The sequence below is a fragment of the Allobosea spartocytisi genome, from assembly GCF_014764685.1.
In the GTDB taxonomy this organism is placed as follows: Bacteria; Pseudomonadota; Alphaproteobacteria; order Rhizobiales; family Beijerinckiaceae; genus Allobosea; species Allobosea spartocytisi.
In genome coordinates this window covers 16,407-38,793 of record NZ_JACXWY010000008.1, presented here as the reverse complement: position 1 = coordinate 38,793, position 22,387 = coordinate 16,407, and the positions used below count along the sequence as shown (strand labels likewise).

General features: G+C 62.2%; 21 protein-coding genes. 11 read left to right on the top strand and 10 right to left on the bottom strand.

The features are described from left to right. Positions 1–7: 7 nt before the first annotated feature. From IED13_RS14515 to IED13_RS14490, 6 genes are all read right to left on the bottom strand, one after another. Complete coding sequence (locus tag IED13_RS14515; protein WP_191124585.1) at positions 8–856, bottom strand: fumarylacetoacetate hydrolase family protein; 849 nt, start codon at positions 854–856, stop codon at positions 8–10. Between the two features lie 67 nt (positions 857–923). Further along, on the bottom strand, positions 924–2,222 hold the full coding sequence (locus IED13_RS14510; RefSeq protein WP_112764887.1) for an ABC transporter substrate-binding protein: 1,299 nt from the start codon (positions 2,220–2,222) through the stop codon (positions 924–926). A gap of 58 nt (positions 2,223–2,280) precedes the next feature. After that, complete coding sequence (locus tag IED13_RS14505; RefSeq protein WP_038367040.1) at positions 2,281–3,129, bottom strand: carbohydrate ABC transporter permease; 849 nt, start codon at positions 3,127–3,129, stop codon at positions 2,281–2,283. A gap of 10 nt (positions 3,130–3,139) precedes the next feature. After that, a complete protein-coding gene (locus IED13_RS14500) occupies positions 3,140–4,078 on the bottom strand; it encodes a carbohydrate ABC transporter permease (RefSeq protein ID WP_112764888.1) in 939 nt (312 codons plus the stop codon). A gap of 71 nt (positions 4,079–4,149) precedes the next feature. Continuing rightward, entirely contained in the window at positions 4,150–5,202 is a 1,053-nt protein-coding gene (locus tag IED13_RS14495) for an ABC transporter ATP-binding protein (protein WP_133565734.1), read from the bottom strand. 169 nt (positions 5,203–5,371) lie between these two features. Continuing rightward, complete coding sequence (locus IED13_RS14490) at positions 5,372–6,172, bottom strand: IclR family transcriptional regulator (protein ID WP_038367033.1); 801 nt, start codon at positions 6,170–6,172, stop codon at positions 5,372–5,374. 108 nt (positions 6,173–6,280) lie between these two features. Here IED13_RS14490 and IED13_RS14485 point away from each other — a divergent pair, with 108 nt between their 5' ends. The 9 genes from IED13_RS14485 (at position 6,281) to IED13_RS14445 (ending at position 15,524) form a co-directional block, all read left to right on the top strand. Next, positions 6,281–7,042, top strand: a complete 762-nt coding sequence (locus IED13_RS14485) for an SDR family NAD(P)-dependent oxidoreductase (protein ID WP_191124584.1) — start codon at positions 6,281–6,283, stop codon at positions 7,040–7,042. Between the two features lie 34 nt (positions 7,043–7,076). Continuing rightward, a complete protein-coding gene (locus IED13_RS14480) occupies positions 7,077–8,084 on the top strand; it encodes a Gfo/Idh/MocA family protein (RefSeq protein ID WP_162720251.1) in 1,008 nt (335 codons plus the stop codon). 105 nt (positions 8,085–8,189) lie between these two features. Continuing rightward, positions 8,190–8,867, top strand: a complete 678-nt coding sequence (locus IED13_RS14475) for a DUF4286 family protein (protein WP_191124583.1) — start codon at positions 8,190–8,192, stop codon at positions 8,865–8,867. A gap of 117 nt (positions 8,868–8,984) precedes the next feature. Beyond that, positions 8,985–10,502 (top strand): UxaA family hydrolase, encoded by a 1,518-nt coding sequence (locus tag IED13_RS14470; protein WP_191124582.1) that lies wholly within the window; start codon positions 8,985–8,987, stop codon positions 10,500–10,502. Between the two features lie 128 nt (positions 10,503–10,630). Further along, positions 10,631–11,431, top strand: a complete 801-nt coding sequence (locus IED13_RS14465; RefSeq protein WP_038367025.1) for an SDR family NAD(P)-dependent oxidoreductase — start codon at positions 10,631–10,633, stop codon at positions 11,429–11,431. A gap of 124 nt (positions 11,432–11,555) precedes the next feature. Beyond that, positions 11,556–12,377: a sugar phosphate isomerase/epimerase family protein gene (locus tag IED13_RS14460; RefSeq protein WP_133565728.1), complete on the top strand. Its 822-nt coding sequence runs from the start codon at positions 11,556–11,558 to the stop codon at positions 12,375–12,377. Between the two features lie 314 nt (positions 12,378–12,691). Beyond that, complete coding sequence (locus tag IED13_RS14455; RefSeq protein ID WP_191124581.1) at positions 12,692–14,011, top strand: ABC transporter substrate-binding protein; 1,320 nt, start codon at positions 12,692–12,694, stop codon at positions 14,009–14,011. Between the two features lie 84 nt (positions 14,012–14,095). Next, positions 14,096–14,470, top strand: coding sequence for an SDR family oxidoreductase (locus IED13_RS14450; protein ID WP_191124580.1), 375 nt, complete (start codon positions 14,096–14,098; stop codon positions 14,468–14,470). 1 nt (position 14,471) lies between these two features. Beyond that, positions 14,472–15,524 (top strand): Gfo/Idh/MocA family protein, encoded by a 1,053-nt coding sequence (locus IED13_RS14445; protein WP_191124579.1) that lies wholly within the window; start codon positions 14,472–14,474, stop codon positions 15,522–15,524. 211 nt (positions 15,525–15,735) lie between these two features. On the opposite strand, the gene IED13_RS14440 is transcribed toward IED13_RS14445, so the two are convergent. Next, positions 15,736–16,857 (bottom strand): NADH:flavin oxidoreductase, encoded by a 1,122-nt coding sequence (locus tag IED13_RS14440; RefSeq protein ID WP_191124578.1) that lies wholly within the window; start codon positions 16,855–16,857, stop codon positions 15,736–15,738. Between the two features lie 102 nt (positions 16,858–16,959). Between IED13_RS14440 and IED13_RS14435 the strand changes: the two genes are divergently transcribed. Then, positions 16,960–17,370: a winged helix-turn-helix transcriptional regulator gene (locus IED13_RS14435; RefSeq protein WP_142023236.1), complete on the top strand. Its 411-nt coding sequence runs from the start codon at positions 16,960–16,962 to the stop codon at positions 17,368–17,370. Positions 17,371–17,624: 254 nt separating this feature from the next. Here the strand turns inward: IED13_RS14435 and IED13_RS14430 are convergent, their stop codons facing one another. Both IED13_RS14430 and IED13_RS14425 read right to left on the bottom strand, forming a co-directional pair. Then, on the bottom strand, positions 17,625–19,214 hold the full coding sequence (locus IED13_RS14430) for an MDR family MFS transporter (protein ID WP_191124577.1): 1,590 nt from the start codon (positions 19,212–19,214) through the stop codon (positions 17,625–17,627). 31 nt (positions 19,215–19,245) lie between these two features. Further along, positions 19,246–20,436, bottom strand: a complete 1,191-nt coding sequence (locus IED13_RS14425; RefSeq protein WP_191124576.1) for an HlyD family secretion protein — start codon at positions 20,434–20,436, stop codon at positions 19,246–19,248. Between the two features lie 110 nt (positions 20,437–20,546). On the opposite strand from IED13_RS14425, the gene IED13_RS14420 reads away from it, so the two are divergent. Next, positions 20,547–21,206, top strand: coding sequence for a TetR/AcrR family transcriptional regulator (locus IED13_RS14420; protein WP_191124670.1), 660 nt, complete (start codon positions 20,547–20,549; stop codon positions 21,204–21,206). A 69-nt stretch (positions 21,207–21,275) separates the two neighbouring features. Here IED13_RS14420 and IED13_RS14415 read toward each other — a convergent pair whose 3' ends face one another. Then, the gene (locus tag IED13_RS14415; RefSeq protein WP_260368438.1) at positions 21,276–22,325 is read right to left on the bottom strand and encodes a LacI family DNA-binding transcriptional regulator; all 1,050 of its coding nucleotides are present in this window, start codon (positions 22,323–22,325) and stop codon (positions 21,276–21,278) included. Between the last annotated feature and the right edge of the window lie 62 nt (positions 22,326–22,387).

The following is a 22,387-nucleotide window of genomic DNA, read 5'->3' as shown; positions in this document are numbered from 1 at the left end:
GATGCGATCAGGCTGAGTCAGCGATGACGGTCTGCCTCTGTTCGCCCAGTCCCTCGATGCCGAGCGTGATGACTTGCCCGGGGCGCAGATAGGCGGGAGGCTTCATTCCCTGCGCGACGCCAGCCGGCGTTCCCGTGATGATCACGTCGCCGGGGTGAAGCGTCATGAGCCCGCTGAGATAGCTCACGATTTGAGCGACGCTGAAGATCATGTTCGCGGTCGTGCCGTCCTGGCGCCGGACGCCATCGACATCGAGCCAAAGCCGCAGCGCCTGAGGGTTCGGGACCTCGTCAGCGGTGACGAACCAAGGCCCGATCGGCCCGAAGGTGTCGCAGCTCTTGCCCTTGGTCCACTGACCAGTGCCCTCGCTCTGCAGCGCCCGTTCAGACACGTCATTGGCGAGGAAGTAGCCCGCGACATGTTCGAGGGCACGCGCCTCCGACACGTATTTTGCCTTCGTTCCGATCACGACCCCCAACTCGACCTCCCAGTCGAGCTTGGTGGACCCGCGGGGCTGGACGATGTTGTCGTTGGGGCCGACGATCGCGCTCGTCGCCTTCATGAACACGACCGGCTCGACGGGCGCCTGGTTGCCCGTCTCTCGCGCGTGATCGATGTAATTGAGCCCGATGCAGATGAACTTGCCCACGCCGCTGAGGCAGGGGCCGATCCGATCGACCTGCTCAATGACAGGCAGCGTTTTGGGGTCGCGCGCTGCAATCCGTCGAAGTCCATCGGGGGTCACGGACGCGCCGTTGACGTCCTGAACGACCCCGCTGAGATCCCGGATCGTGCCGTCGCTTTCGAGAAGAGCAGGCCGCTCCCCGCCCGCCGGTCCGTAGCGAAACAACTTCATATGTGACTCTCCATGAACCGCGGGTGGGCAGGAATGCCCGTCCCACCCGCCTGGCCTTGTGGTGCGATCACTGCGCCTTGGTCAGCGCCTCGTCGTAGCGCTTGACGACTTCCGCATAGGCGTTTTCGGGCGTCTCATCCTTCAGCACCATCCTCTGGAAAGCTTCGCCAAGGATGGTGTGGAAGGTCGACAGAATGGGCGAATAAGAGACCGCCTGGCCGCGCTGACTGACCAGTTCGGCCCAGCGCTTCTGGTTCGCGGCGGCTTCGCTCTGCAGATAGGGCGCGGTATAGGTCGACTTCCTGGAAACCACCTCGCCGCCCTCGGCCGCGATTGCCTGCGCCTCTGGGGAGATGACGAACTTCATGAAGGTCCAGGCGGCATCCTGCTTCTTGGAATTCTTGTTCAGGGCGATCGAATAGCTGTAGACGGTCTGCTTGTCCGACGGCGTGTAGGACGGGGCTGGGGCCCAGGCCAGATCGTCTCCCGCTCCTTGCGTCTGGACCGTCTTGAAGCGGTACAAGCCGAAATTCGTCATGGCAATCGTGCCGGATCGCAGGCCGTCATGGACCTCGTTGATCCCCATCTGCGCGCTGCGCAGCGACGTCACCTTGCATTTGGTGAACAGGTCCTTGATGGTCGTTCCGGCGCGAATGAAGTTCTCTTTCGAGAACGCGATCTTGCCGTCCGGCGCGAAGTAACGCCCGTCCGAGCCCACGAGCATCGTGCTGAGAAAGAACTCCGCGAGGCTTTGGGCACCACCAATGCCGCCGGTCGCGCCGAGCGGGACGGCGAAACCGTTGATGTTCGGCTGCTTGAACTTTGGTCCAGCCGCGCAGACCTCCTCCCACGTCGTCGGCGGCGTCACGCCCGCTTCCTGGAGGGCGCCCTTGCGGTAGACCAGGATCGGGATGCGGAAGTCCTGGGGTAGGCCGTAGAGCTTGCCGTCGATCTGGGCCGTCGAGAGCGGCAACAACCAGTCGTCATCCGGAATCCCATCCTTTTTGACGAGGTCGTTCAGCGCCAGGAGATTGCCCGTGGCCGCGTATTCGGGAAGACCGAAGCTCACGACACGAATAACATCGGGCGTTTCGCTGCGGGATTTGACCGCCCTCGTTACCGTCTGGCCCGTGGGATCGACCAGAAGACGAATTTTGATGTCCGGGTGCTTGCTCTCGAAAGCCTGGATCATCTTCGTCTGGGCTGCAGACCGAGGATCATTGGCATTATTGGGGTCGAGGAACGTCGAGTAGACGATTTCCGTCGCCTGGGCGGCGGCCCGCTCCGTGAAGGAAGCGGATACGCCGGCGCAGACGGTCAATGCGACGGCGGCCTTGATCAATGTGCGTCGTGACGTAGCACTCATGAGTGTTTCCCCTCTCTCTCGTTGGTAATTCTGACGTGCGGGCAAGAATTCCTGCCGATCAGCCTTTCACAGCCCCTGCCGTAAGGCCGGATATGAACCACTTCTGAACAAGACCGAACATGAGAATGACCGGCATGGATGCGATGACGACGAAGGCCATCATGTAAGACCAGGAGATGCCGACCGCGTCGAAGACCTGGTTGACCAGCGCAACCTGAAGAGTCCGCTTGGCGACCTCGGGCGCAAAGACGGCAACCGTGATGTAGTCGTTCCAGGTCGTGACGATGCCGATGGTTGCGACTGCGGCGATGCCCGGCCGGATCAGCGGAAGGATGAGGTGCCAGATGATCTGAAAGCGGTTTGCGCCATCCATGAAGGCGGAGTCTTCGATCTCCACGGGAACGGCTTCGACGAAGTTCGCAATGAACCACACCGTCTGGGGAATGATCCTCGCCGATAGGATGATCGTCACGACGATCCCGCTGTTGAGCAGCCCGATCGAGTCGAGCAGGTAGAACGTCGGGACCAAGAGCGCGACGCCCGGCACCATCGAGGTTGCCAGAATCGTCAGCATCAGAGTGCGCTTGCCTTTGAAGGAGAAGCGCGCGGCTGCGTAGCCCGCGGGGATCCCGACCAGCAGGGCGAGAGCCACGGCGCCAACGGAATAGGCGACGGAATTCCAGAAATCCCGAAGGAACGACTGGTCGCGAAACACTTTGAGGTAGTTTTCCAATGTCGCAGTGCTGGGCCAGAGCGTCGGCGGCACGGCCACGGCTTCGACTTCGGTCTTGAACGAAGTCGCCAGGGCCCACGCCACAGGCCCGAGCACAATGACCGCAAAGATGAAGGACAGGAGGATTGCGGGGATTCGCCCATTCGGGCGACCGGAGGATATGGCGGCGCTCATATGACAGATCCTATCCGGTGACGCGGCCAGTAAGCCGGGTGTAGACCACACCGAGCGCAACGTTGATCAACAGAACAACGATGGAGACGACAGCCGTGGGCCCAATATTGACGGCCTGAACGGTTCCGCGGAACGCCTCGAAGCTTAATGTCGTCGTTGAACCCAATGGACCGCCGCCAGTCATGACGATAATCAGCGTCATGAGGGTCAGGTACATGATCGACAGGGTCAGTGCAGTGCTGCCCAATGTCGGGAGGATGTGCGTCAGAGTGACATAGCGAAACTTGACGAGCGCCCCGCCGCCGTCAATTTCCACGGCTTCGTAAAGCTCCTTGGGAATTGACTGCATAGCAGCGGTGGCCATGACCATCACATAGGGAAAGGACCACCATGCGGTGACGATGATAATCAGGGGCAATGCGAGGCCCGGATCACCCAACATGAGACCAGGCTCGATCCCCACGGCCTGCATCAGATAGGGAATAGGTCCGAATGACGGGTTCAGCAGCCAAAGCCATATGCTGCCCACGACCGACATCGACAGCGTCCAGGGGAACAGAATGAACACCCGCAGGACCGAACCGGTCGCGCCGGCGTTGTTCAGCACGAGGGCTGCGGCCATCCCGAGAACCACCGCGCCGGCGAGCGATCCGACGACGTAGGCCAGCGAGACAAACACCGTGTTCCAGAACGCCGACGAGCCGAAGACCTCGTAAAAATTCGCCAGGCCTACGAACCCTGTGAGCTCGTAGTACCGCGTTTTCTGGAAGCTCAACCAACCAACGAAGAACGTCGGATAGAGCGTAACCAGAAACAGGACGACGATCGCTGGTGCGAACCAGAGATAGGGGATCCACGAAAAGCGAGCTCGGCTCTGCGTGTCCGACGTGTCGCCAAGAAGACCAGCCCCGGAAGTGGCGGTCGCGGCCTGTGTGTGGCTTGCTGACATTTCAGTTCCGTATGAGTTCTCTCGACCACGGCTGCATTCGCGATGCAGCCAGGGAGCAAAGTCTTCGGTACTTAGGAAAGGCGGCGGCCATCCTGTTCGCTGAACACGTGAACCCGCGAAACATCCGGCCTGACCCGAATGATTTCGCCCGGCTGCGGCAGATCTGAATCCCGAAAAATGCAAACGATGCTCTGGGACCCGTGACGCGCAATGACCTGCGTCTCAGCCCCCGTCGGTTCGACGACGGCCACCGTGAGAGCCAGTCCGTCGTCGCTCCTGACGAGATGCTCGGGCCGGACGCCGTAGACAGCGCCGGACGACAGATGCTCCAAGCCGGCCGGCAGGGTCAGAACCGACCCATCTTCCAGAAGGAACCGACCTCGCTCGCAGCGGCCCTTCAGGAAGTTCATCGCGGGCGATCCGATGAATCCAGCCACAAACATGTTGGCGGGGTTGTTGTAGAGCTCAAGCGGAGCGCCGACCTGCTCGACAATTCCATCATGCATGACGACGATCTTGTCAGCCATGGTCATGGCCTCGACCTGATCGTGGGTTACGTAAACGGTCGTGGTCTTGAGGCGCTGATGCAGCTCCTTGATCTCGGTGCGCATCTGCACGCGGAGCTTGGCATCGAGGTTCGATAGCGGTTCGTCGAAGAGGAAGACCTGCGGATTTCTAACGATGGCGCGGCCCATCGCGACGCGCTGCCGCTGGCCACCCGAAAGCTCGCGCGGATAGCGATCAAGCAGCTTGGTCAGGCTGAGGATTTCCGCGGCGCGCTTGACGCCCGCTTCACGCACGTCCTTCGGAGCCTTTTTGAGCTTCAGCGAGAAGCCCATATTCTCCGCGACGGTCATGTGGGGGTACAGCGCGTAGTTCTGGAACACCATCGCGATGTCGCGCTCCTTCGGTGGAACGCTGTTCACCGTCCTGCCGCCGATCCGGATCTCCCCGCCTGAGATATCCTCGAGGCCGGCGATCATGCGCAGCAAGGTCGACTTTCCGCATCCGGACGGCCCGACCAACGTCACGAACTCACCGTCGCGAATGTCGACCGTTACGCCGTGGATGACAGCCGCGGTGCCGTAGGCCTTCCGGACCGCGTTGAGCTCAACATTAGCCACTCGTTTCCTCCCTCGGCCTCTGAGCGGCCATTTTTTTGGTTGGCCAGGATCTGGCTGTTAATGGAACGATATTCCGTTAGCATGCTGAATGTCAATTCGAACCTCTCGCGCCGCGCATTTCTGCGGCACGAAGCAGAAAATATATAATATTATCAATATTTTATGGCGATTACGCCGTGGTCGCCTGCCTGACGGAGGAGGCAATTCGGTACGGCCAGAGGGCAGAAAGCTCCTGCGCAGCGGCCTTTACCTGCTCCCCCACTCGTGGAACGACGAGGGGGGAAAAGCGATGGATCGGGCCGGCAACACTTACGGTGCCCACGACCTGCTCGCCGACGCGGATTGCAGCCGCCACGGCGGCAACGCCCGGCTCGGCCTCTTCGATCGCAGTGGCCCAGCCTCGCTCCTGCGTCTCGTCCAGGGCAGCCGAGAAAGTCTGCTTCGTCGTGATGACCCGAGGACCTCCTTTGTCCGATGTCCCCAGCCCGCTGGCGACGGCCCGGGCGAGGGCCTCGTCGCGATCGAGCGTCGCCAGCCAAGCTTTACCATTGGCCGTCATATGAAGCGGAACTTTTGCGACAAGCTCCGGCTGGTATATCAATCCTGTTCTGGCGCCTTGCGAATGAGCAATCCAAGTTAGTCCGTCAGGATCGACGATAGCGATCCTGCCAAGACCTTCCGTTGTGCTTGCCAATCGATCGAGAATGGGCTGGCAGATGTCCGGAATACGCGTCCCGACCAGAAGGCGTTGACCAACCACGGCCAAGCGCAACGACAGGCGGTAGAAGCCGCTATCGGCGTCCTGCTCGGCCCATCCAAGGTCGCACAGGGTGGTGACAAGCCGATGCGCCGCACTTTTCGGCACATCCAGGCGGCGGCTGATCTCTCCGAGCGGCATCGCGCCGGCATTCTCGCTCAGCAGGGTGATGAGGTCGAAGCAACGTTCGACGAGGGATTTGACAAGCCGCATGGCACCACTGTAGCAAGAGGTTGTTGGAACGACATTCCATTAGCATGATCCGCTGGTTTTCGCAAACTTCGCGGCCCGATAACCCGCCAAGGAAGCCTGGGAGCCACCATGAGGTCAATTCAGCAGGACCTGTCGGGAAAGATCGCCGTGGTCACCGGCGCCGGCCGCGGATTGGGAAAAGCCATCGCCGACGTTCTCGCCGGCCGTGGCGCCCATGTGGTCGTCAACGATCTCACGCTCGAACTGGCCGAAGAGGCAGCCGCCTCCGCGCGGGCTCGAGGCGAGAGTGCCAGTGCGATCGCTTTTGACGTATCCGACCCGCACCAGGTCGAGATTGCCTTCCGAAGGATCCGGGGGGATCACGGCCGGGTCGACATCCTGATCAATAACGCCGGCATCGGCGATTTTGTGAGCTTCCCGGAGATAACCCCCGAAAAATGGGACCGGATGCTCAACATCCATCTGAAAGGCTCGTTCAATTGCTGCCAGGCCGTGCTCGCCGGCATGAAGGAGCAGAAGTACGGGAAGATCGTCAACATCAGTTCCGTGGCCGGAAAGCGCGGCGATTTTATCGGCAATGCGCATTACACCGCTGCCAAGGCTGGGATTATCGGCCTGACGAAGTCCCTCGCGCTCTACGCCGCCCCGTTTGGCATCAACGTCAATGCCATCGCGCCGGGATTGGTTGCCACGGAGCTCAGCGATGAGATGAGCAGTGAGATGAAGGCGACGACCATCTCGCGCATTCCCGCCGGCCGCCTTGGTCGCCCAGAGGAGATCGCGCGGGCCACGGCTTTCCTCGTGTCTGACGACGCGAGCTACGTCTTCGGAGAGACCTTAAGCGTCAATGGCGGCTCCTACATGGATTGAGTGCCTCGACACCCGGGTTGTCACGGAGCTTCCGATGAAGATCGCCATATTTGACGTCAGCCACTGGCATTTCCCACTGTATCTCTCGCCGCTGGGAGACCCTGGCATCGAGGTCGTGGGGATCTCGGATAGTGAAGCGTTTGCCGGCACTCGTTTCGCGCAACAACTGAACTGCAAGCTCTTCGACTCCAATGAAGAGCTTCTCGAAGAGGAATTCGACTTTGCCCTGGTGTTCAGCCGTCATTCCAGGATGGCGGGACTGGCCGAGCGGCTCATCGAGCGTGGTATTCCGTTTCTGATCGAGAAGCCCTGCGGGCTCGATCTGCAGGAAGTTCGTCGAATCCGGCAATTGGCGGAGCAGCGCGGCGTCTATGTCAGCGTTCCCTTCATCAATCGTGTGAGCGACTGGGCCGCGCGGCTGTCGCCCGCCGAAGGCTTTACGCCGGAGGGCTTTCAGCACCTCTCGTTCCGGTTCGTCGTTGGGCCGGTCGAGCGCTATGAGCGAAATGGGTGCGGCTGGATGCTGGATAAGCAGCAGGCTGGCGGTGGGTCACTGCTGAATGTCGGCATCCATTTCATCGACCTGATCGCGACTCTGACGGGCGCCCCGATCACTCACGTTTCAGCCCAGGCACGCACATATCGACCCGACGTCACGGTCGACGAGCAGGCTGTGCTCACCTGTCAGAATGCGGCAGGCCAGATCGGAGTGATCGAGACGGGCTACCTGTATCCGTCGACGGCAGAGGATCAGCGCGACTTCGCGTTCTCCATCTCGCACAGCACCTCCTACATACGGGGTTATGCCGACCAACTTTATCTGAAGGCACGCGATCAGGCGGCGGGACAGTCCATAACGGTCGAGTACAACACCGACGCTTATTACCCGGTGTTCCTGAGGCGCAGCTGGGCCGATCTGGCCGAGGGGCGACCGCCTTTCGCAGGTCTGCGCGAAGCCGAACACGCGATGGCTGTCCTTGAGGCAGCATACCGTTCCGCAGCCAATGGCGGCGCCCCCCAAACAGTCGAGCATGCCCCGTAGGGCCCCTCCCCCCGAGCGGCTCGAACCCGCCGCGATGCCGAGCGCGTTCGTCGACCTCTGAGATCGATCGAGCCGAACGGGAAACAGACGAAAGAGGAAACACCCATGTCGTTGTCAGGATCCGGCGTCATCGCGATTTGGAACGATATCACTGACGAGGGACGCGCCAATTTCTACGAATGGCACGACCGCGAGCATATTCCGGAGCGGGTCGGCATACCCGGCTTTCTGCGCGGACGCCGCTATATCGCCTTGTCGGGAACGCCGGAGTATTTCACGCTCTACGAGGTTGAAGACAAGTCCGTGCTCACCGGAGCGGACTATCTGGCGCGATTGAACAGCCCGACCGAGTGGACCACACGTTCGGTCCAGCACTTCAGGAATACCGCTCGCTCGCTGTGCGATGTCGAGGTCTCGCTGGGCGCGGGGTCGGGTGGTTTCATCGGGACGATCCGCTTCGATTGCGAACCAGGCCAGGATCCGAAAATTCTCAAGACGGTCTCCGAAGCGATCCTGCCCGAGGTGGCGAAAACAGCCGCGATCTCCGCAGCGCATATCTGCCGGGCCGATGAGAGCGCGAGCAACGTCAAGACAGCCGAGCAGCGCGGGCGCGCCGCAAACATGGTTCCTCGTTGGGTCCTGATCGTGGAAGGAGCCACGCAGGAGGCGGTCGAGCATGTCCTGTCCACTCATCTGAGCCACGCGGTGCTGGCTGATCTGGGCGCTCAGGAAGCCCTGCAGGGAGTCTACCGCCTGCAATTCGACCTTCTCGGCAACCGATGAGGCCAAATCGCCGCCCTTAGGGCGCCAGGGCCGGCTCCCAACGACACGGCCCGACCAGCAAGAACGGCGCGCCCTGCCACGGTCGACGCGCGGTTTCACACACAGGAAGCCGGGACGATGCACCCAGTGATACGCCTTCACACCGACGATAATGTCGTTATCGCGCGCACGGCGTTGCCGGCTGATACGCCCATTGCGGACGGGGTCGTAACCTCCGTTCGCATTCCTGCAGGACACAAGGCCGCTGCGCGTCCGATCGCTCAAGGCGAGCCGGTTCGCCGCTACAATCAGGTGATCGGCTTTGCGACCACCGCTATCGCCCCTGGAGACCATGTCCATGTTCACAACATGGGAATGGGCGATTTCGCGAAGGACTATGCCTACGGCCGAGACGCAAAGCCCACGGATTATGTCGAAGTCCCCGCCACCTTCGAGGGCATTCGCCGCCCGGACGGCCGCGTCGCGACCCGCAACTACATCGGCATCCTCACCTCGGTGAATTGCAGCGCCCATGTCGCAGGGCTCGTGGCCGACGCATTCAAGCGGCATCCCCTTCTCGGGATCGAGCCGCTCGCCGACTATCCGCATGTCGATGGCGTCGTTGCGCTCACGCACAAGACGGGCTGCGGCATGGCCGAAGGAGAGCCCCTGCAGCTTCTGCGGCGCACGCTCGCCGGCTATGCGCGCCACCCCAATTTCTCTCACATCGTGGTGCTCGGGCTCGGCTGCGAGGTGAATCAGATCAGCGGGATGCTGAAGGAGCACAATCTGACCGACCGCATCCGCAACATGGATATCCAGGCCATGGGCGGCAGCCGCAAGACGGTGGAGGCTGGCATGGATTTCGTGCGGGAGGTTCTCGCCGATGCGAACCATGTGCATCGGGAGACCGTTCCCGCAAGCGAGCTCAAGATCGCCCTGCAATGCGGCGGCTCGGACGGTTACTCCGGCGTCTCGGCCAATCCTGCCCTTGGCGTCGCAAGCGATCTCGTCGTGCGCAATGGCGGCACGGTGATCCTGTCGGAAACGACGGAAACATACGGCGCCGAACATCTCTTCACCCGTCGTGCCGTCAGCCGGGAGGTCGGTGAGAAGCTGGTGAGCCTCATGTCCTGGTGGGAGGACTACACCCGCAAGCACGGGGCGGAGATCAATGCGAACCCGTCTCCTGGCAACAAGGCCGGGGGGCTGACGACGATTCTCGAAAAGTCGCTCGGCGCGATGGCCAAGGCCGGCAGCACCAACCTCGTGGACGTGATCCAATACGCGGAAGCCGTGACCGCGAAGGGGTTCGTGTTCATGGACACGCCGGGCTTCGATCCGGTCGCGGCGACCGGTCAGGTGGCCGGCGGCGCAAACGTGGTGTGCTTCACCACCGGGCGCGGCAGCGTGTTTGGCTGCAAGCCGGCGCCGTCGATCAAGATCGCCACCAACACTCCTCTCTACCGGCGCATGGAGGAGGACATGGACGTCAATTGCGGCACGATCCTCGAGGGCGAGGAGACCGTACCGGAATCCGGGCAGCGGATCTTCGACCTCATTCTGCGGGTCGCCTCCGGCGAGCGCACAAAGAGCGAGCTGTTCGATTTCGGATCGGCCGAGTTCGCTCCGTGGCCGCTCGGCGTCACTGTCTGAACGGCGGCATGACGGATGTCGAGAGAGATCGCCACGACGTGATCTGGACCCTGCACCAAACGCCACAAGCCCCGGGATTGGATGGGCTTCGCGGCGACGAGACCCGATTTTAACAGGAGGAACGATCGATGAGAGCCTTGGTGAGCGGTGGAAGCCGCGGGATCGGAGCGGCGGTTTGCCTGCGCATCGCTGAAGCCGCCCTTGCGAGAGGCGAGCGTCCGAAGATCGCAGTCTGCGGTCGAGAGGATTCTGAACCGCAGGAGGAGGTTGCCCGTGCGGTGCGGGAGATGGGGGGCGAGGCCGTCGCTTTGTCCGGAGATCTCAGCGGTGTCGACGCTGCCGCAAAGCTTGTGGAAGCGACGGTGGCAGCCTTCGGCGGGCTCGACGCGCTCGTCTGCAATGCCGGCGTCGCGAGCCCCGGGAAAATCTGTGACCTGTCGGTTGCCGAATGGGACAGGATGTTCGACATCAACCTTCGCGGCGCCTGGCTGCTCGCCAAGAGTTCCTACCCTCATCTGAAAGCAAGCCGCGGCGCAGCCTGCTTCACGTCTTCGATGTCAGGGCAGGTACCGCACGAGGGATCGGGCGCCTACAGCCCGACCAAGGCTGCGCTCAGGATGCTTGCGCAAACGCTCGCCCTGGAGTGGGCGCCAGACGGAATTCGCGTCAACGTCGTTTCCCCCGGCATGACGCACACCCCCATGTCAGCGAAGATGTACGCCGATCCCGAGATCAAGAAGGCAAGAGAGGCGCTGATCCCGCTTTCCCGGATCGGTGACCCGAAAGATATCGCCAATGCGATCGAATTCATGATCAGCCCGCTATCGAGTTACATCACGGGTCAGGATCTGTGCGTCGACGGCGGTTTTACCAAGTCGATTCTCAGCCACATTCCTGGGCGCCCGAGCTCAACGCCTCAAGGCGCTTGACCGAGGATTTATTGGCTCAATCGCCTCAAGAGACTGAGATCAACTGTTGTTGTCAGCCTCTTGAGATCGGATCGGTCCAGTCCGTCCTTGAAAAAACAACGAGCGTCTAGGGAGTTCTTATAAAATGATCATCAATACGTTTTCATACATCTGGTCCGCCACGGCGGTGGATGCGATGTGCGATCTCACCCGGCACGGCTACCATGTGTTCGAGGTGCCGATCAGTTCGCCGCATTGTTGGCCGGACGAGATGACGCGGGCGGTGCGTTCGGACGGAAAGAAGCGTTTGCAGGATTGCGGCGCAAGCGTGCGGTGTCTCAACGCCGGTGGATTCGATATCAATCTGGCGAGTCCCGCAGCCAATATGAGACGCAAGAGCACGGATCACATCAAGGCTGTGATCGAGCTGGCTTACGATTGGGGCGCAGCCGAGGTGGTCATCTCGCCGGGCACAAGGCGCCCGATGATTTCTCCATCGCTTCCGAAGACATTTGGCTGGCTGTACGAAAGCTTGGACGTTCTGTTGCCGCGGGCCGAGCAGGCTGGCGTCCGCCTCTTGTTCGAAAACACGCCCTATTGCTTCAGGCCAACATTCGATGAAATGCTCGGGCTCGTAAAAGACGTTAACAGTGAAAATCTGAAGATTGTCTATGACGTCGCGAACGCGGCGTACATCAAGGAAGATCCCGTCTCGACCCTGCTGTCCGGGCATTCGGCAATCGGGCTCGTCCATATCTCCGACACGGGCCTCGAGGAATGGGGCCATGATCCGATCGGCACGGGTGTGGTCGATTTTGTGGAGCTGGCAAAAGCCGTCGACGCTACCTGCAAAGTCGAAAACGTGGTCCTCGAAATCATTCGCGAGGATGAACCCTTGGGATCGATCAACACCGGCATCGCGGAGCTGAAGAAGCGGGGCTGGAATCTGCAATCCCTCGGCCGGTAACGTTCGAGGCGTTCGCCACAGCGAAAGCGATCCAGCCGCGCACTTGCCATGGCGTCGAGGCCGAATGCGCTGCGAATTGACAGCATGTTGCCTTGGGCAGCGCCGACGACATCGCGGTCGCGGTATTCGCGCCCGGAAACGCCAGCGGGAAGCTGCAGGTCGCACTGGTCAACGAGGTGCTCGCTGCCGGTGATCACCTTCTTCAGTTTCGCCCGGCACGGGTTCTCTGGCGGGCTGCCGCCGGTCCCGTGAAGGGATAGCGATGCCCATGCCGACCACCGCCAACGAGAAACCAGACCGAAAGAGGGGGAACCATGACGACATCGATCCAGACAAAAAATTCGCGTGCCAGCCGCCGCCAATTCGCGCTGCTTGCCTCATCGATCGTGCTCACGCTGGGCGCTCTTGCCCCTGCACCCGCCCATGCCCAACAGGTCGAGATTGCTTACGCAACCTTCCTCGACCCCAACAACAAGGCCGATCCGCGCGCCGCGGCACAGACGCGGATGATCGAGGCCTTCGAGAAGGCCAATCCGAACATCAAGGTCAAGGTTGTCATCGACCCCACCCAAAGCGCGTCGGCGCGGGCGCTTCGCAGCAAGTCGGATTCGCCAGATATTGCCCGCTTCGCCAACTGGTCGATTTCGGAAATCGTGGCCACGGGCTCGGTGCTGCAGCTCGACGACCTGCTGAAGCGCGACAACGTCAGCGAGACCGATTGGCTGATTCCGCTCGCCCAGACCAAGGTCGGCGGCAAGATCTACGGGATGCAGCAGGATTACCGTATCCCTGTGCTGCTCTATCGCAAGAGCCTGCTCGATAAAGCCGCTGTCACGCCGCCGAAGACTTGGGACGAGGCGTGCGTAGCCGGCGGCAAGCTGAACAAGGACGGCGTCACAGGCTATGCCATTCCGCTCGGATCGAGCGGCGGTGTCGGGGGCGCCCAGGCGTTGGCCGAGAACCTTTTCAGCTCGATGGTGACGGAATCCGGCGGTGACTATTTCGCGGATGACGGCCGCGCCTTCCAGGCGCCGCGCGAGGCCGTGATCCGGACTCTCCAGACCATTCGAGACATGTACGGCAAGTGCAAGGCGACGCCGCCGACAAACGCGCAGTTCGGGTACAGCGAAACCCATGACGGCCTGCGAGCCGGCACGATCGCGCAGGGAACCTTCGGCCTGTTCCGCTTCCGCGCCATCCAGTCCGGCGGAGCCGGCAACGACCTCGCCTGGGCGCCGCCGCCCGCCTTCGCGCCCGCCGGAAAGATGGTGACCTATGGCTTCCAGATTGTCGTCAACGCCAATTCTCCTCGGCGTGAGGCGGCGTGGGCCTTCACGAAGTTCATGACCAGCCCCGAAGCGCAGGCGATCGCAGCCGAAGGTGGCGAGGTGGTATCGCGCGCCTCTGCCTATCAGGCGCCCTATTTCAAGCAGCCGGAGGCGGCCAACCAACTCGCTTGGGCCGAATTGATCAAGGCGCGCGGCAAGATGGTCAACTATTCCGTGATCAGCTCAACCTTCAACCAGATCATCGGCGACGCCACGGTGCGAATGATTCTGCGCAATGGCACAGCCGAGGACGCCTACACCGAAATCGTCGCCAAATACGACGAGGCTCTGAAGAAGGCGCGGTAGCGATCACAGGCGGGATCCGGTGTGCTCGCGCTCCGGTTCCCGCAGCCAGCCCACCCAGGCCAGGTCAATGGGAGCTTCAAGGTCATGACAACCGAATTCGCTGGCCAGACCGCGATCGTCACTGGCGGCGCGCGCGGCATCGGTCTCGCCATCGTCAAGGAATTGCTGAATCGCGGCTGCCGTGTCTCGATCTGGGATCGCTCCTTCGAAGGCTTCGACATAGCGGCGGTAGACCGACGCGTCGTCGACGTGGCCGATACGGCAGCGGTCGCGGCCGCCTTCAGCGAGACGCTGGTTGCGCTCGGGCGCGTCGACATTCTGATCAACAATGCCGGGATCAACGGCCCCATCCACCGGGTCGAGGACTATCCGCCGGAGCATTGGGACAATGTGATCCGCATCGATCTCACCACTTCGGGCTTCACCTTCGACGCGACCGGCGGCCGGGCGACCTACTGAGATGGAACGGCCTCCAGTCCAGATCGCGGTCATCGGCGCGGGAGCGATCGGCCAGCGCCATGCCCGGTTATGCGCCAGCCATCCCGAATCCACGCTCCGTGCGATCGTTGATCCTGCGCCTGCCGCGATTGCTCTGGCCGACGAACTTGACGTGCCCGTCTTTGCCGACATCGAGAGCATGATCGCCGCAATCCGGCCCGAGGCCGTGATCGTCGCGACGCCGACTCCGCTGCACGAGTCAATCTGCGTGGCCGCTGCTGAGGCAGGGCTGCATCTCCTGGTCGAAAAGCCAATCTCTGCGGATATCCCGTCGGCACGCAGGATTATCGACGTCGCAGAGGCGAACGGAGTCTCACTCCTCGTCGGCCACCACCGAAGGCACAATCCGATTGTGGCGGCGGCCCGCGAAATCATCGGCGGCGGCGAGCTGGGGCGTCTGCTCGCCGTGAACATGCTCTGGGCCGTGCGGAAGCCGGACGCCTATTTCACGGTGCCTTGGCGCACACAACCCGGTGCCGGCCCGGTGCTGACCAATCTCATCCACGACATCGATCTGCTGCGCCATCTCTGCGGCGAGATTTCGGCTGTCACTGCCCATGTTGGGAACATGGGTCGCGGCTTGGCGATCGAGGACACGACCGCTGTCCTGATCCGTTTCGAGACCGGAGCGCTGGCGACGGTCACGGCCAGCGACGCAGCGCCTTCGCCCTGGTCTTGGGACGCAAACTCCGGTGAAAACCCGGCGATCCGAATGAGCCGAGCCAACTCGACGCGGTTTCTCGGCACCCAGGCGGCGCTTGAGTTCCCCGACCTGAGGATCTGGCGCCATGCCACGGGCGAGGAACCGAGTTGGAATGCCACATCGATCTCCGAGGAACGCCTCGTCACGCCGGCGGATGCCTATCATTCCCAATTGACGCATTTCTGCGCTGTGGTCCGCGACGGTGCCGCACCCGTCTGCTCGGGCGAAGACGGTCTCCGCACGCTCGCGGCGACCTCTGCGATCCTCCTGTCCGCGTCCGAGAATCGCACGATCGTTCCTGAGCAGGGCTGAGCCGTGCGTATCGCTCTGAGGCCTAACCTGACAAAGGCGCGCTTTGAGCGAACCACGCGATCTCGATGCCGTGACAGTACGGCGCTTCCTGGGAACGAAGCGGCTCTCCGCTCGGGAGTTGCTGCAGAACCGCGCGCCGGATGGACTCAGTCGATCCTGCCGTCAATGCCATGCGGGCGGAGATGAATCTCACCTCCGCCCGCGGCAACCATTATACCAGTTCGGCCAGGGACGCGGCATCGAACCCCTTCAAGGCCCCGTGATCGCCTCGTTCGACCTTCGCCACCCACTGGGGATCGCTCAGCAGTGCCCGGCCTACAGCGATCAAGTCGAACTCGTCCCGCTCCAGTCGCTCGACAAGGCGATCCAGGCTGGCCGAAGTCGATCCCTTGCCGGCGAAGGCGCTGTTCACAACATCGTTGTCGAGGCCTACCGATCCGACACCGATCGTCGCGGCGCCGGTCACCTTCTTGGCCCAGCCTGCGCCATTGAGCCCGTTCTCGCCGTCAATCTCCGGGAATTCCGGCTCCCAGAAGCGGCGCTGCGAAACGTGCAGGACATCGACCCCCGCCTCGACCAGCGGCCGCAGCCAGTTTTCCATCTCCGTCGGGGAGGCGGCGAGGCGCACGCTGAGATCCTGCTGCTTCCATTGGCTGACACGCAGGATAATCGGGAAATCGGGCCCCACCGCTTCGCGCACCGCGCCGACGATATCCACCGCGAAGCGTGAGCGGTCCTTTATCGTGAGCCCGCCATAGCGGTCGGTGCGCAGATTGGTGCCCGCCCAAAAGAACTGATCGATGAGATACCCATGGGCGCCGTGGATCTCGACCGTGTCAAACCCCATCCGTTTCGCGTCCGCCGCAGCCTTGGCAAAGGCTGCAACCGTGTCGGCGATGTCCTCCTCGCTCATAGAGACGCCGCGCGGGTCGCCCGGGGAATCAAGACCGGAAGGGCTCTCCACCGGCGCATCGGGCTCCCAGCCGTTGATGTAGCGGGTTGCGCCAGTGTGCCAAATTTGCGGGCCCATGCGACCACCCGCATCGTGGACAGCATCGATTACATTCTTCCACCCCGCCAGCGCCTTGTCGCCGTGAAAGAAAGGAATTCCGGCATCGTTACGCGATGCCGGGCGGTCCACCACCGTTCCTTCGGACAAGATCAATCCGACATCGCCTTCCGCGCGCCGGCGATAATAGGCAGCGCTCGCCGGCCCCGGAATGCCTTCAGGGGAAAAAAGCCGTGTCATCGGCGCCATGACGATGCGGTTCTTCAGTTCGAGCGACCGGACGCTGAAAGGACGAAACAAGCTGCTGGTATCACGATGAGGCATGTCAGGGACTCCATTTCCAACTATGAAGCGCCTAAGTATAACTCGTATACCTAGCGTCAATTAGGCACTTGAAGTCGCCCTGGTATATCGAAGGAAACCTGGATGCTCGAATTGGAACCCCTCTGCTTCTCGTCGGCATGTCCTAGCCGGGCCTTGTTCGATCAGATCGCGGACAAGTGGTCGATGATGGTGTTGGTTGTGCTCGACGATGGACCGCAGCGGTTCAACGCCATCCGTCGCCGGCTGCAAGGCGTCACCCAGAAGGCGCTTACCCAGTGCCTTCGCCGGATGGAGCGCAACGGCTTGATCTCGCGGGAGGTCATCTCGCTGTCCCCAGTGGCGGTGCAGTATCAGATCACGCCGCTTGGTCGCACATTGCAGCAGCCGTTCCGGGCGCTGCACGAATGGACGCTCGAAAAGCTGCCGGAGGTCGATGCCGCGCGACAGGCGTTCGATGCCATGAACGGCCGACCGGCGCCGCACGAAGGAGCGTCGGCTTCCCGATCTGTCTGATCTTCCAACCTCGGCGTTTATACCCCCGACCGCGACCGGCGGCATGGCAATCAGGGCTTTCGAAAAGCCGCGATGTTCTCACGCAGCCACGCGCCGACCGATCGTGGAGCCTTGCCCGTCAGGTCTCGAAACGTCGCCGTCGTCTCGGCAAGCACCGACGCCAATGTCGCGCTCGTGCTTTTGGCCTGCGCGACACTCGCGCCAACTGTGGAGGCAGCTTGCCTGCGCGCGGTGGCTGGCGTTGGTTGTGGTGATCAGTGCGCCGCAGCCGAGCTGCCCTGCCCTTTTCGGGCGAACAGGATCGCAACCGCCGCGATGACCAGGATGACGCCGATGATCGCGAAGGTGTCGCTGAAGCCCATGACCAACGCCTGCCGCTTCACCGTTTTGCCCAGCGTGATGACCGCCTGACGCTGGGCCGCCGCATGATCGGAAACGCCGTGCGACATGAAGTAGCCCGTCATCTGGTCGAGGCGGCCCCGGACCTCGTCGCGGAAGGGGGTGACGGCCTGTCCGATGATGTTTGAATGGAACTGCTCCCGCTTGGTGATGATCGTCCCAAGCACGGCCGTGCCGACCGCGCCGCCAAGATTGCGGAGCATGTTGAACAGGCCCGATGCATTTGCCGCGTCCCTGGGCTGGATGCTCATCATCGCGATCGCCGTCAACGGCGTGATCACCATCGACTGGCCGACGGCACGGACGACATTGGGCCAGAACAGCTGGTCACCGGAATAGTTCAGCGACATATGCGTGTTCATGAAACATGAGCCGGCAAACATGGCGATGCCGACGAAGGTGATGTAGCGGATGTCGAAGCGTTTCATCAGCATCGGGACGAGCGGAATGAGGAGAAGCTGCGGGAGCCCGGTCCACGCCAGGACCATGCCGATCTGCTCGGCGTTATAGCCCTGCACCTGGCCGAGATATTGCGGCAGGACATAGACCGAGCCGAACAGGCCGAACCCGACCAGGACGTTCGACAGCGTGCCGACCGTAAAGTTGCGGTTCTTCAGCAGCGAGAGATCGACAAGCGGCTTCTTGACCGTCAGCTCGATCCAGACGAAGGCCGCCAAAAACGCGGCGGCGATCGCGGCGAGACGGACGATGAAGGTCGACTGGAACCAGTCCTCCTTGTTGCCTTCCTCGAGCAGGGTCTGCAGCGCCGAGAGGCCGATCGCCATCGTCGCGATGCCAGCCCAGTCGCCCTCCTTGAGAAGGCCCAGCTGTAACGGCTGCTTTTCGAGCGTCAGCGAGAGCGCAACCACCATCGCGACGCTGGGCAGCGTGTTGATGAAGAAGATCGTCTGCCAGCCGTAGTTCTCTGTGAGGTAGCCACCAATCGTCGGCCCGATCGCCGGAGCGAATGTCACCGCCAGCGCGAACATGGCCAGGCCCATCGGCTGCTGCGATTTCGGCAGGCGGGTCGCGACCATGGTGAAGGCCATCGGGATGAGCACGCCGCCGGCAAAGCCCTGAAGGCCGCGCATGGCGATCATCTCGCCGAGATTGCTGGCGAAGGCGCAGGCCATCGAGAACAGAGCGAACGCGATCGTGCTCCAGATCATGTAGAGCTTGAACGAGAAGACGCGGCTGAGAAAACTCGTCAGCGGAATGACGATGATCTCGCCGATCAGGTAGGAGGTCGAAATCCAGGCGCCGTTGTCGATGCCGGTGCCGATGCCTCCCTCGATATCGAGCAGCGAGGCATTGGTGATCTGAATGTTGAGGATCGCCATGAAGGCGCCGATGGCGCCCGCCGTGATCGCGATCCAGGTCGACAAGCTCGCCCTGTCCCCGGTTGACGGGGTCGATGGGGCAACGGCCGGCGTTTGCGTAGACATGGCCCAGCTCCTCGCAAGCCGGGCGCGCGGATTACCGCGCGTCCGCCACTGAATTGTTCTTGGAAACCTTGGTGTCGATCGTCGGAACGACCGACATGCCAGGTCGCAGGCTGCCGGCAAGGCTGTGGTCGGGATCGAGCACGATCTTGACCGGAACGCGCTGGACGACCTTGGTGAAATTGCCGGTCGCATTGTCGGGCGGAAGCAGGGCGAATTCCTGGCCGCTGGCCGGAGCGATGCTGTCGACATGCCCCTCCACCGTGACGCCCGGGAACATGTCGACCTCAATCTCGACCTTTTGACCGGGCTTCACATTGGTCAGCTGTGTTTCCTTGAAATTCGCGACGACATAGGCGTTCGCGACCGGAACAACGGCCATCAACTGTGTGCCTGCCTGGACATACTGGCCGACCCGAAGCGTCCGGTTCCCGACAATGCCGTCCACGGGAGCCAGAACGGCGGTATAGGACAAGTTGAGTTCGGCCTGGCGCTGAACGGCTTCGTCATGGGAGACCGTGGCCCTCGCCTGCGCCAGGTCGGCCTTGATCAGATCAACCTGCTTCTGGGCCTGGGCGAGCGAAGCGACATCGCGGTCGATCGCGGCGCGTGCCGCCGAAATCTTGGCGACCGCCGCCTGGGCGTTCTGCACGGAGCCATAGCCCGTCCTGGCGAGGTTGGCGTAGCGCTCGTTGTCCTGCTCGGCGAAATTCGCATTTGCCTTGTCGACCTCGACCGTCGCCTTGGCCGTATCGATCGCAGATTGCTGGGCCTCGAGCTGGGCCAGCTTGCTGACGACGGCGGCTCGGGCCGCTTCGACATCGGCCTTTGCCTGATCGAGCGCGACGCGGAAGTCTCGATCGTCGATCCGGGCAAGGGCCTGGCCGGCCTTGACCGGCTCGTTGTCGCGAACCAGCACCTCGGCGATATAGCCGGAGACCTTTGGAGCAATCGTGGTGCTGTCGGCCTTCACATAGGCATCGTCCGTCGAGATCTGAAAGCGACCGACGGTCCAATACCCGTGCCCCCAATAGCCGATGCCCACGAGCGCGATCAGTGCGACACCTCCCAGCGCCAGGCGGCGCAGGCCGTGCTTACCGTGAGCTTTTTCCCCTGGCGCCGATGACAAAGCAGAATCGGCCGGCTTTTCAACCGTGGTTGCCGGGACAACCCGCTCGCCAGGCACGGCCCGCTCGGCCTTGACGCGATCTTCATGTGTGCTCATCGATCCAGCTCCTACTGGGCGTCGCGATCGGGCGCTTCGTCATTTAGAAAATTGCTATTTTCCAAATAATCCTTACATTGCACGTGTCAACGAAATTTTGGAAAATAGTCATGCGCCAAAATCACGAGACGGTGAAGCGGTCCCGCGGACGCCCCCAGAAGCGGTGCGATGCCGACACGCTCCATCTCATCGTTGAAGCGGCCGATCGCGAATTTCAGTCGAAGGGCTATGCCGGCACGAGCATCATGACGGTGGCGCAGCGCGCCGGCGTCTCGACCAAGACGCTCTACAAGCTCGTCGCCACAAAGGCGGAATTGTTCGAGCGCACGATCCAAGATCGCATTGGCCGCTTCCTGCTCGACGTGGTCGACGACGTCAGTGACGATCCGCGGGCCGCGCTCGAGCACATCCTGTTTGCATTCGGCGTCCTGACGCTGAGCCCGGAGACCATCGCGATCACGCGGCTCGTCATCAGCGAGTGCGAGCGGTTTCCCGAGGTCGCACGGGCTTTCTACCAATCAGCCATCATGCCCGTGAACGGGATCATTGAAGCCTGGCTGACGCGGCAGAAGGACAAAGGTCTCCTGCGCTTTGACGATGTCCATATCACCTCGGGCCTGCTGCGCGGCATGATGATCATGGAGCCGCAGCGCACTGCGATGATGGGGCAGCGAAGCGCTCCGCATCGCGATGAGATTGCACTGCGGGCGAGACAATGTGCGGATGTCTTTTACAATGGCTGCAAGGGGCCAACTGCAGACATCCGATAGCTGCCATCTGGCGGACGTAGCACGCCAGCTACATTATGATCTCTGAGCGCCACGCGCAATGGCTGCTTATCACGGCAGGTTCTCGCGCAGCACGATCTCGATATTGGGCCGTGCCGTCCCCTCCGGCGGGTGGCGGCCCGCCCGGATGTTGGCGAAGATGGAGACGCAATCCATCAGCGCCGCCTGCGGATTCTGGTTGATGACGGCATCCATCACCCCGTCGATCAGGAGGCTACGCGTCTCCGGCGTCAGCCCGTGGCCGACGAAGACCACGTCGTTCTGCCGGCCAGCCTCCTTCAGGGCGCGTGCAATTCCCTCCGGCCCGCCACCGATGTTGTAGATGCCCGCCAGATCGGGATGCCGGGCGAGCAGCATCTTGGTCTGACGGTAGTTGCGCGCCTCCTCGTCATGGCCCTCGCGCAGCCCGACGACCTCTATCGCTGGGTAACGTTCCCGAAAGAGGTAGAGAAAGCCCATTTCGCGCTCTTCATGGGCGCGGTAGCTCAGGCTGCCGGCGATCATCGCCACCTTCGCGGGCCGTGATCCGATGAAGCGCGCGATGAGCTGCCCGGCCGTCCGCCCGGCTGCGCGATTGTCCAGCCCGACATAGGCGACGCGGCGCGTATTGGCGATATCGGAGATCAACGTCACAGTTGGCACGCCGCGCTCCGCGAGCCAGTCGACGGCCTCGCGCACCATGGGATGCTCGATCGCCATGAAGGCGATGCCTTCAACCTCGCGACCGACCGTCCGAAGATGCTGTGCGAGCAGCTCGGGATTGAAGCTGTCGATGTGGTCAAGCCGCGCGCGGATATTGAAGGACGCGAGTCGCTCGCGCGATTCCACCACGAGCCGGCCGAGCCCGGCGAGAAAGCGGTTACTGCCAGCCGGCAACAGGAAGGCGAGGCGCAGCGGTTTCAGCGCACCGGCAGGCAAGGCCGCATCCAGTACATAACCGAGATCGGCGGCCGCCCTGAGGACCCTCTCGGTCGTGACCGGCCGGACGCCCGGACGCCGGTTCAGCACACGGTCCACGGTCGCGGTCGAGACGCCAGCGAGCCGCGCCACATCGACGACCGTGGCCAGCTGACGCCGCCGATGCGGATCGACCACGGTCACAGTCGGTTCGGGTGGATGCTTAGCGACATCCGAATCCATCAAAAACCATCAGTATTTGAGTT

Bases quoted from the DNA above. Each gene is read 5' to 3' on its own strand.
- IED13_RS14515 (WP_191124585.1), bottom strand. From the start codon at position 856: ATGAAGTTGTTTCGCTACGGACCGGCGGGCGGGGAGCGGCCTGCTCTT.
- IED13_RS14510 (WP_112764887.1), bottom strand. From the start codon at position 2,222: ATGAGTGCTACGTCACGACGCACATTGATCAAGGCCGCCGTCGCATTG.
- IED13_RS14505 (WP_038367040.1), bottom strand. From the start codon at position 3,129: ATGAGCGCCGCCATATCCTCCGGTCGCCCGAATGGGCGAATCCCCGCA.
- IED13_RS14500 (WP_112764888.1), bottom strand. From the start codon at position 4,078: ATGTCAGCAAGCCACACACAGGCCGCGACCGCCACTTCCGGGGCTGGT.
- IED13_RS14490 (WP_038367033.1), bottom strand. From the start codon at position 6,172: ATGCGGCTTGTCAAATCCCTCGTCGAACGTTGCTTCGACCTCATCACC.
- IED13_RS14485 (WP_191124584.1), top strand. From the start codon at position 6,281: ATGAGGTCAATTCAGCAGGACCTGTCGGGAAAGATCGCCGTGGTCACC.
- IED13_RS14480 (WP_162720251.1), top strand. From the start codon at position 7,077: ATGAAGATCGCCATATTTGACGTCAGCCACTGGCATTTCCCACTGTAT.
- IED13_RS14475 (WP_191124583.1), top strand. From the start codon at position 8,190: ATGTCGTTGTCAGGATCCGGCGTCATCGCGATTTGGAACGATATCACT.
- IED13_RS14470 (WP_191124582.1), top strand. From the start codon at position 8,985: ATGCACCCAGTGATACGCCTTCACACCGACGATAATGTCGTTATCGCG.
- IED13_RS14465 (WP_038367025.1), top strand. From the start codon at position 10,631: ATGAGAGCCTTGGTGAGCGGTGGAAGCCGCGGGATCGGAGCGGCGGTT.
- IED13_RS14460 (WP_133565728.1), top strand. From the start codon at position 11,556: ATGATCATCAATACGTTTTCATACATCTGGTCCGCCACGGCGGTGGAT.
- IED13_RS14455 (WP_191124581.1), top strand. From the start codon at position 12,692: ATGACGACATCGATCCAGACAAAAAATTCGCGTGCCAGCCGCCGCCAA.
- IED13_RS14450 (WP_191124580.1), top strand. From the start codon at position 14,096: ATGACAACCGAATTCGCTGGCCAGACCGCGATCGTCACTGGCGGCGCG.
- IED13_RS14445 (WP_191124579.1), top strand. From the start codon at position 14,472: ATGGAACGGCCTCCAGTCCAGATCGCGGTCATCGGCGCGGGAGCGATC.
- IED13_RS14440 (WP_191124578.1), bottom strand. From the start codon at position 16,857: ATGCCTCATCGTGATACCAGCAGCTTGTTTCGTCCTTTCAGCGTCCGG.
- IED13_RS14435 (WP_142023236.1), top strand. From the start codon at position 16,960: ATGCTCGAATTGGAACCCCTCTGCTTCTCGTCGGCATGTCCTAGCCGG.
- IED13_RS14430 (WP_191124577.1), bottom strand. From the start codon at position 19,214: ATGTCTACGCAAACGCCGGCCGTTGCCCCATCGACCCCGTCAACCGGG.
- IED13_RS14425 (WP_191124576.1), bottom strand. From the start codon at position 20,436: ATGAGCACACATGAAGATCGCGTCAAGGCCGAGCGGGCCGTGCCTGGC.
- IED13_RS14420 (WP_191124670.1), top strand. From the start codon at position 20,547: ATGCGCCAAAATCACGAGACGGTGAAGCGGTCCCGCGGACGCCCCCAG.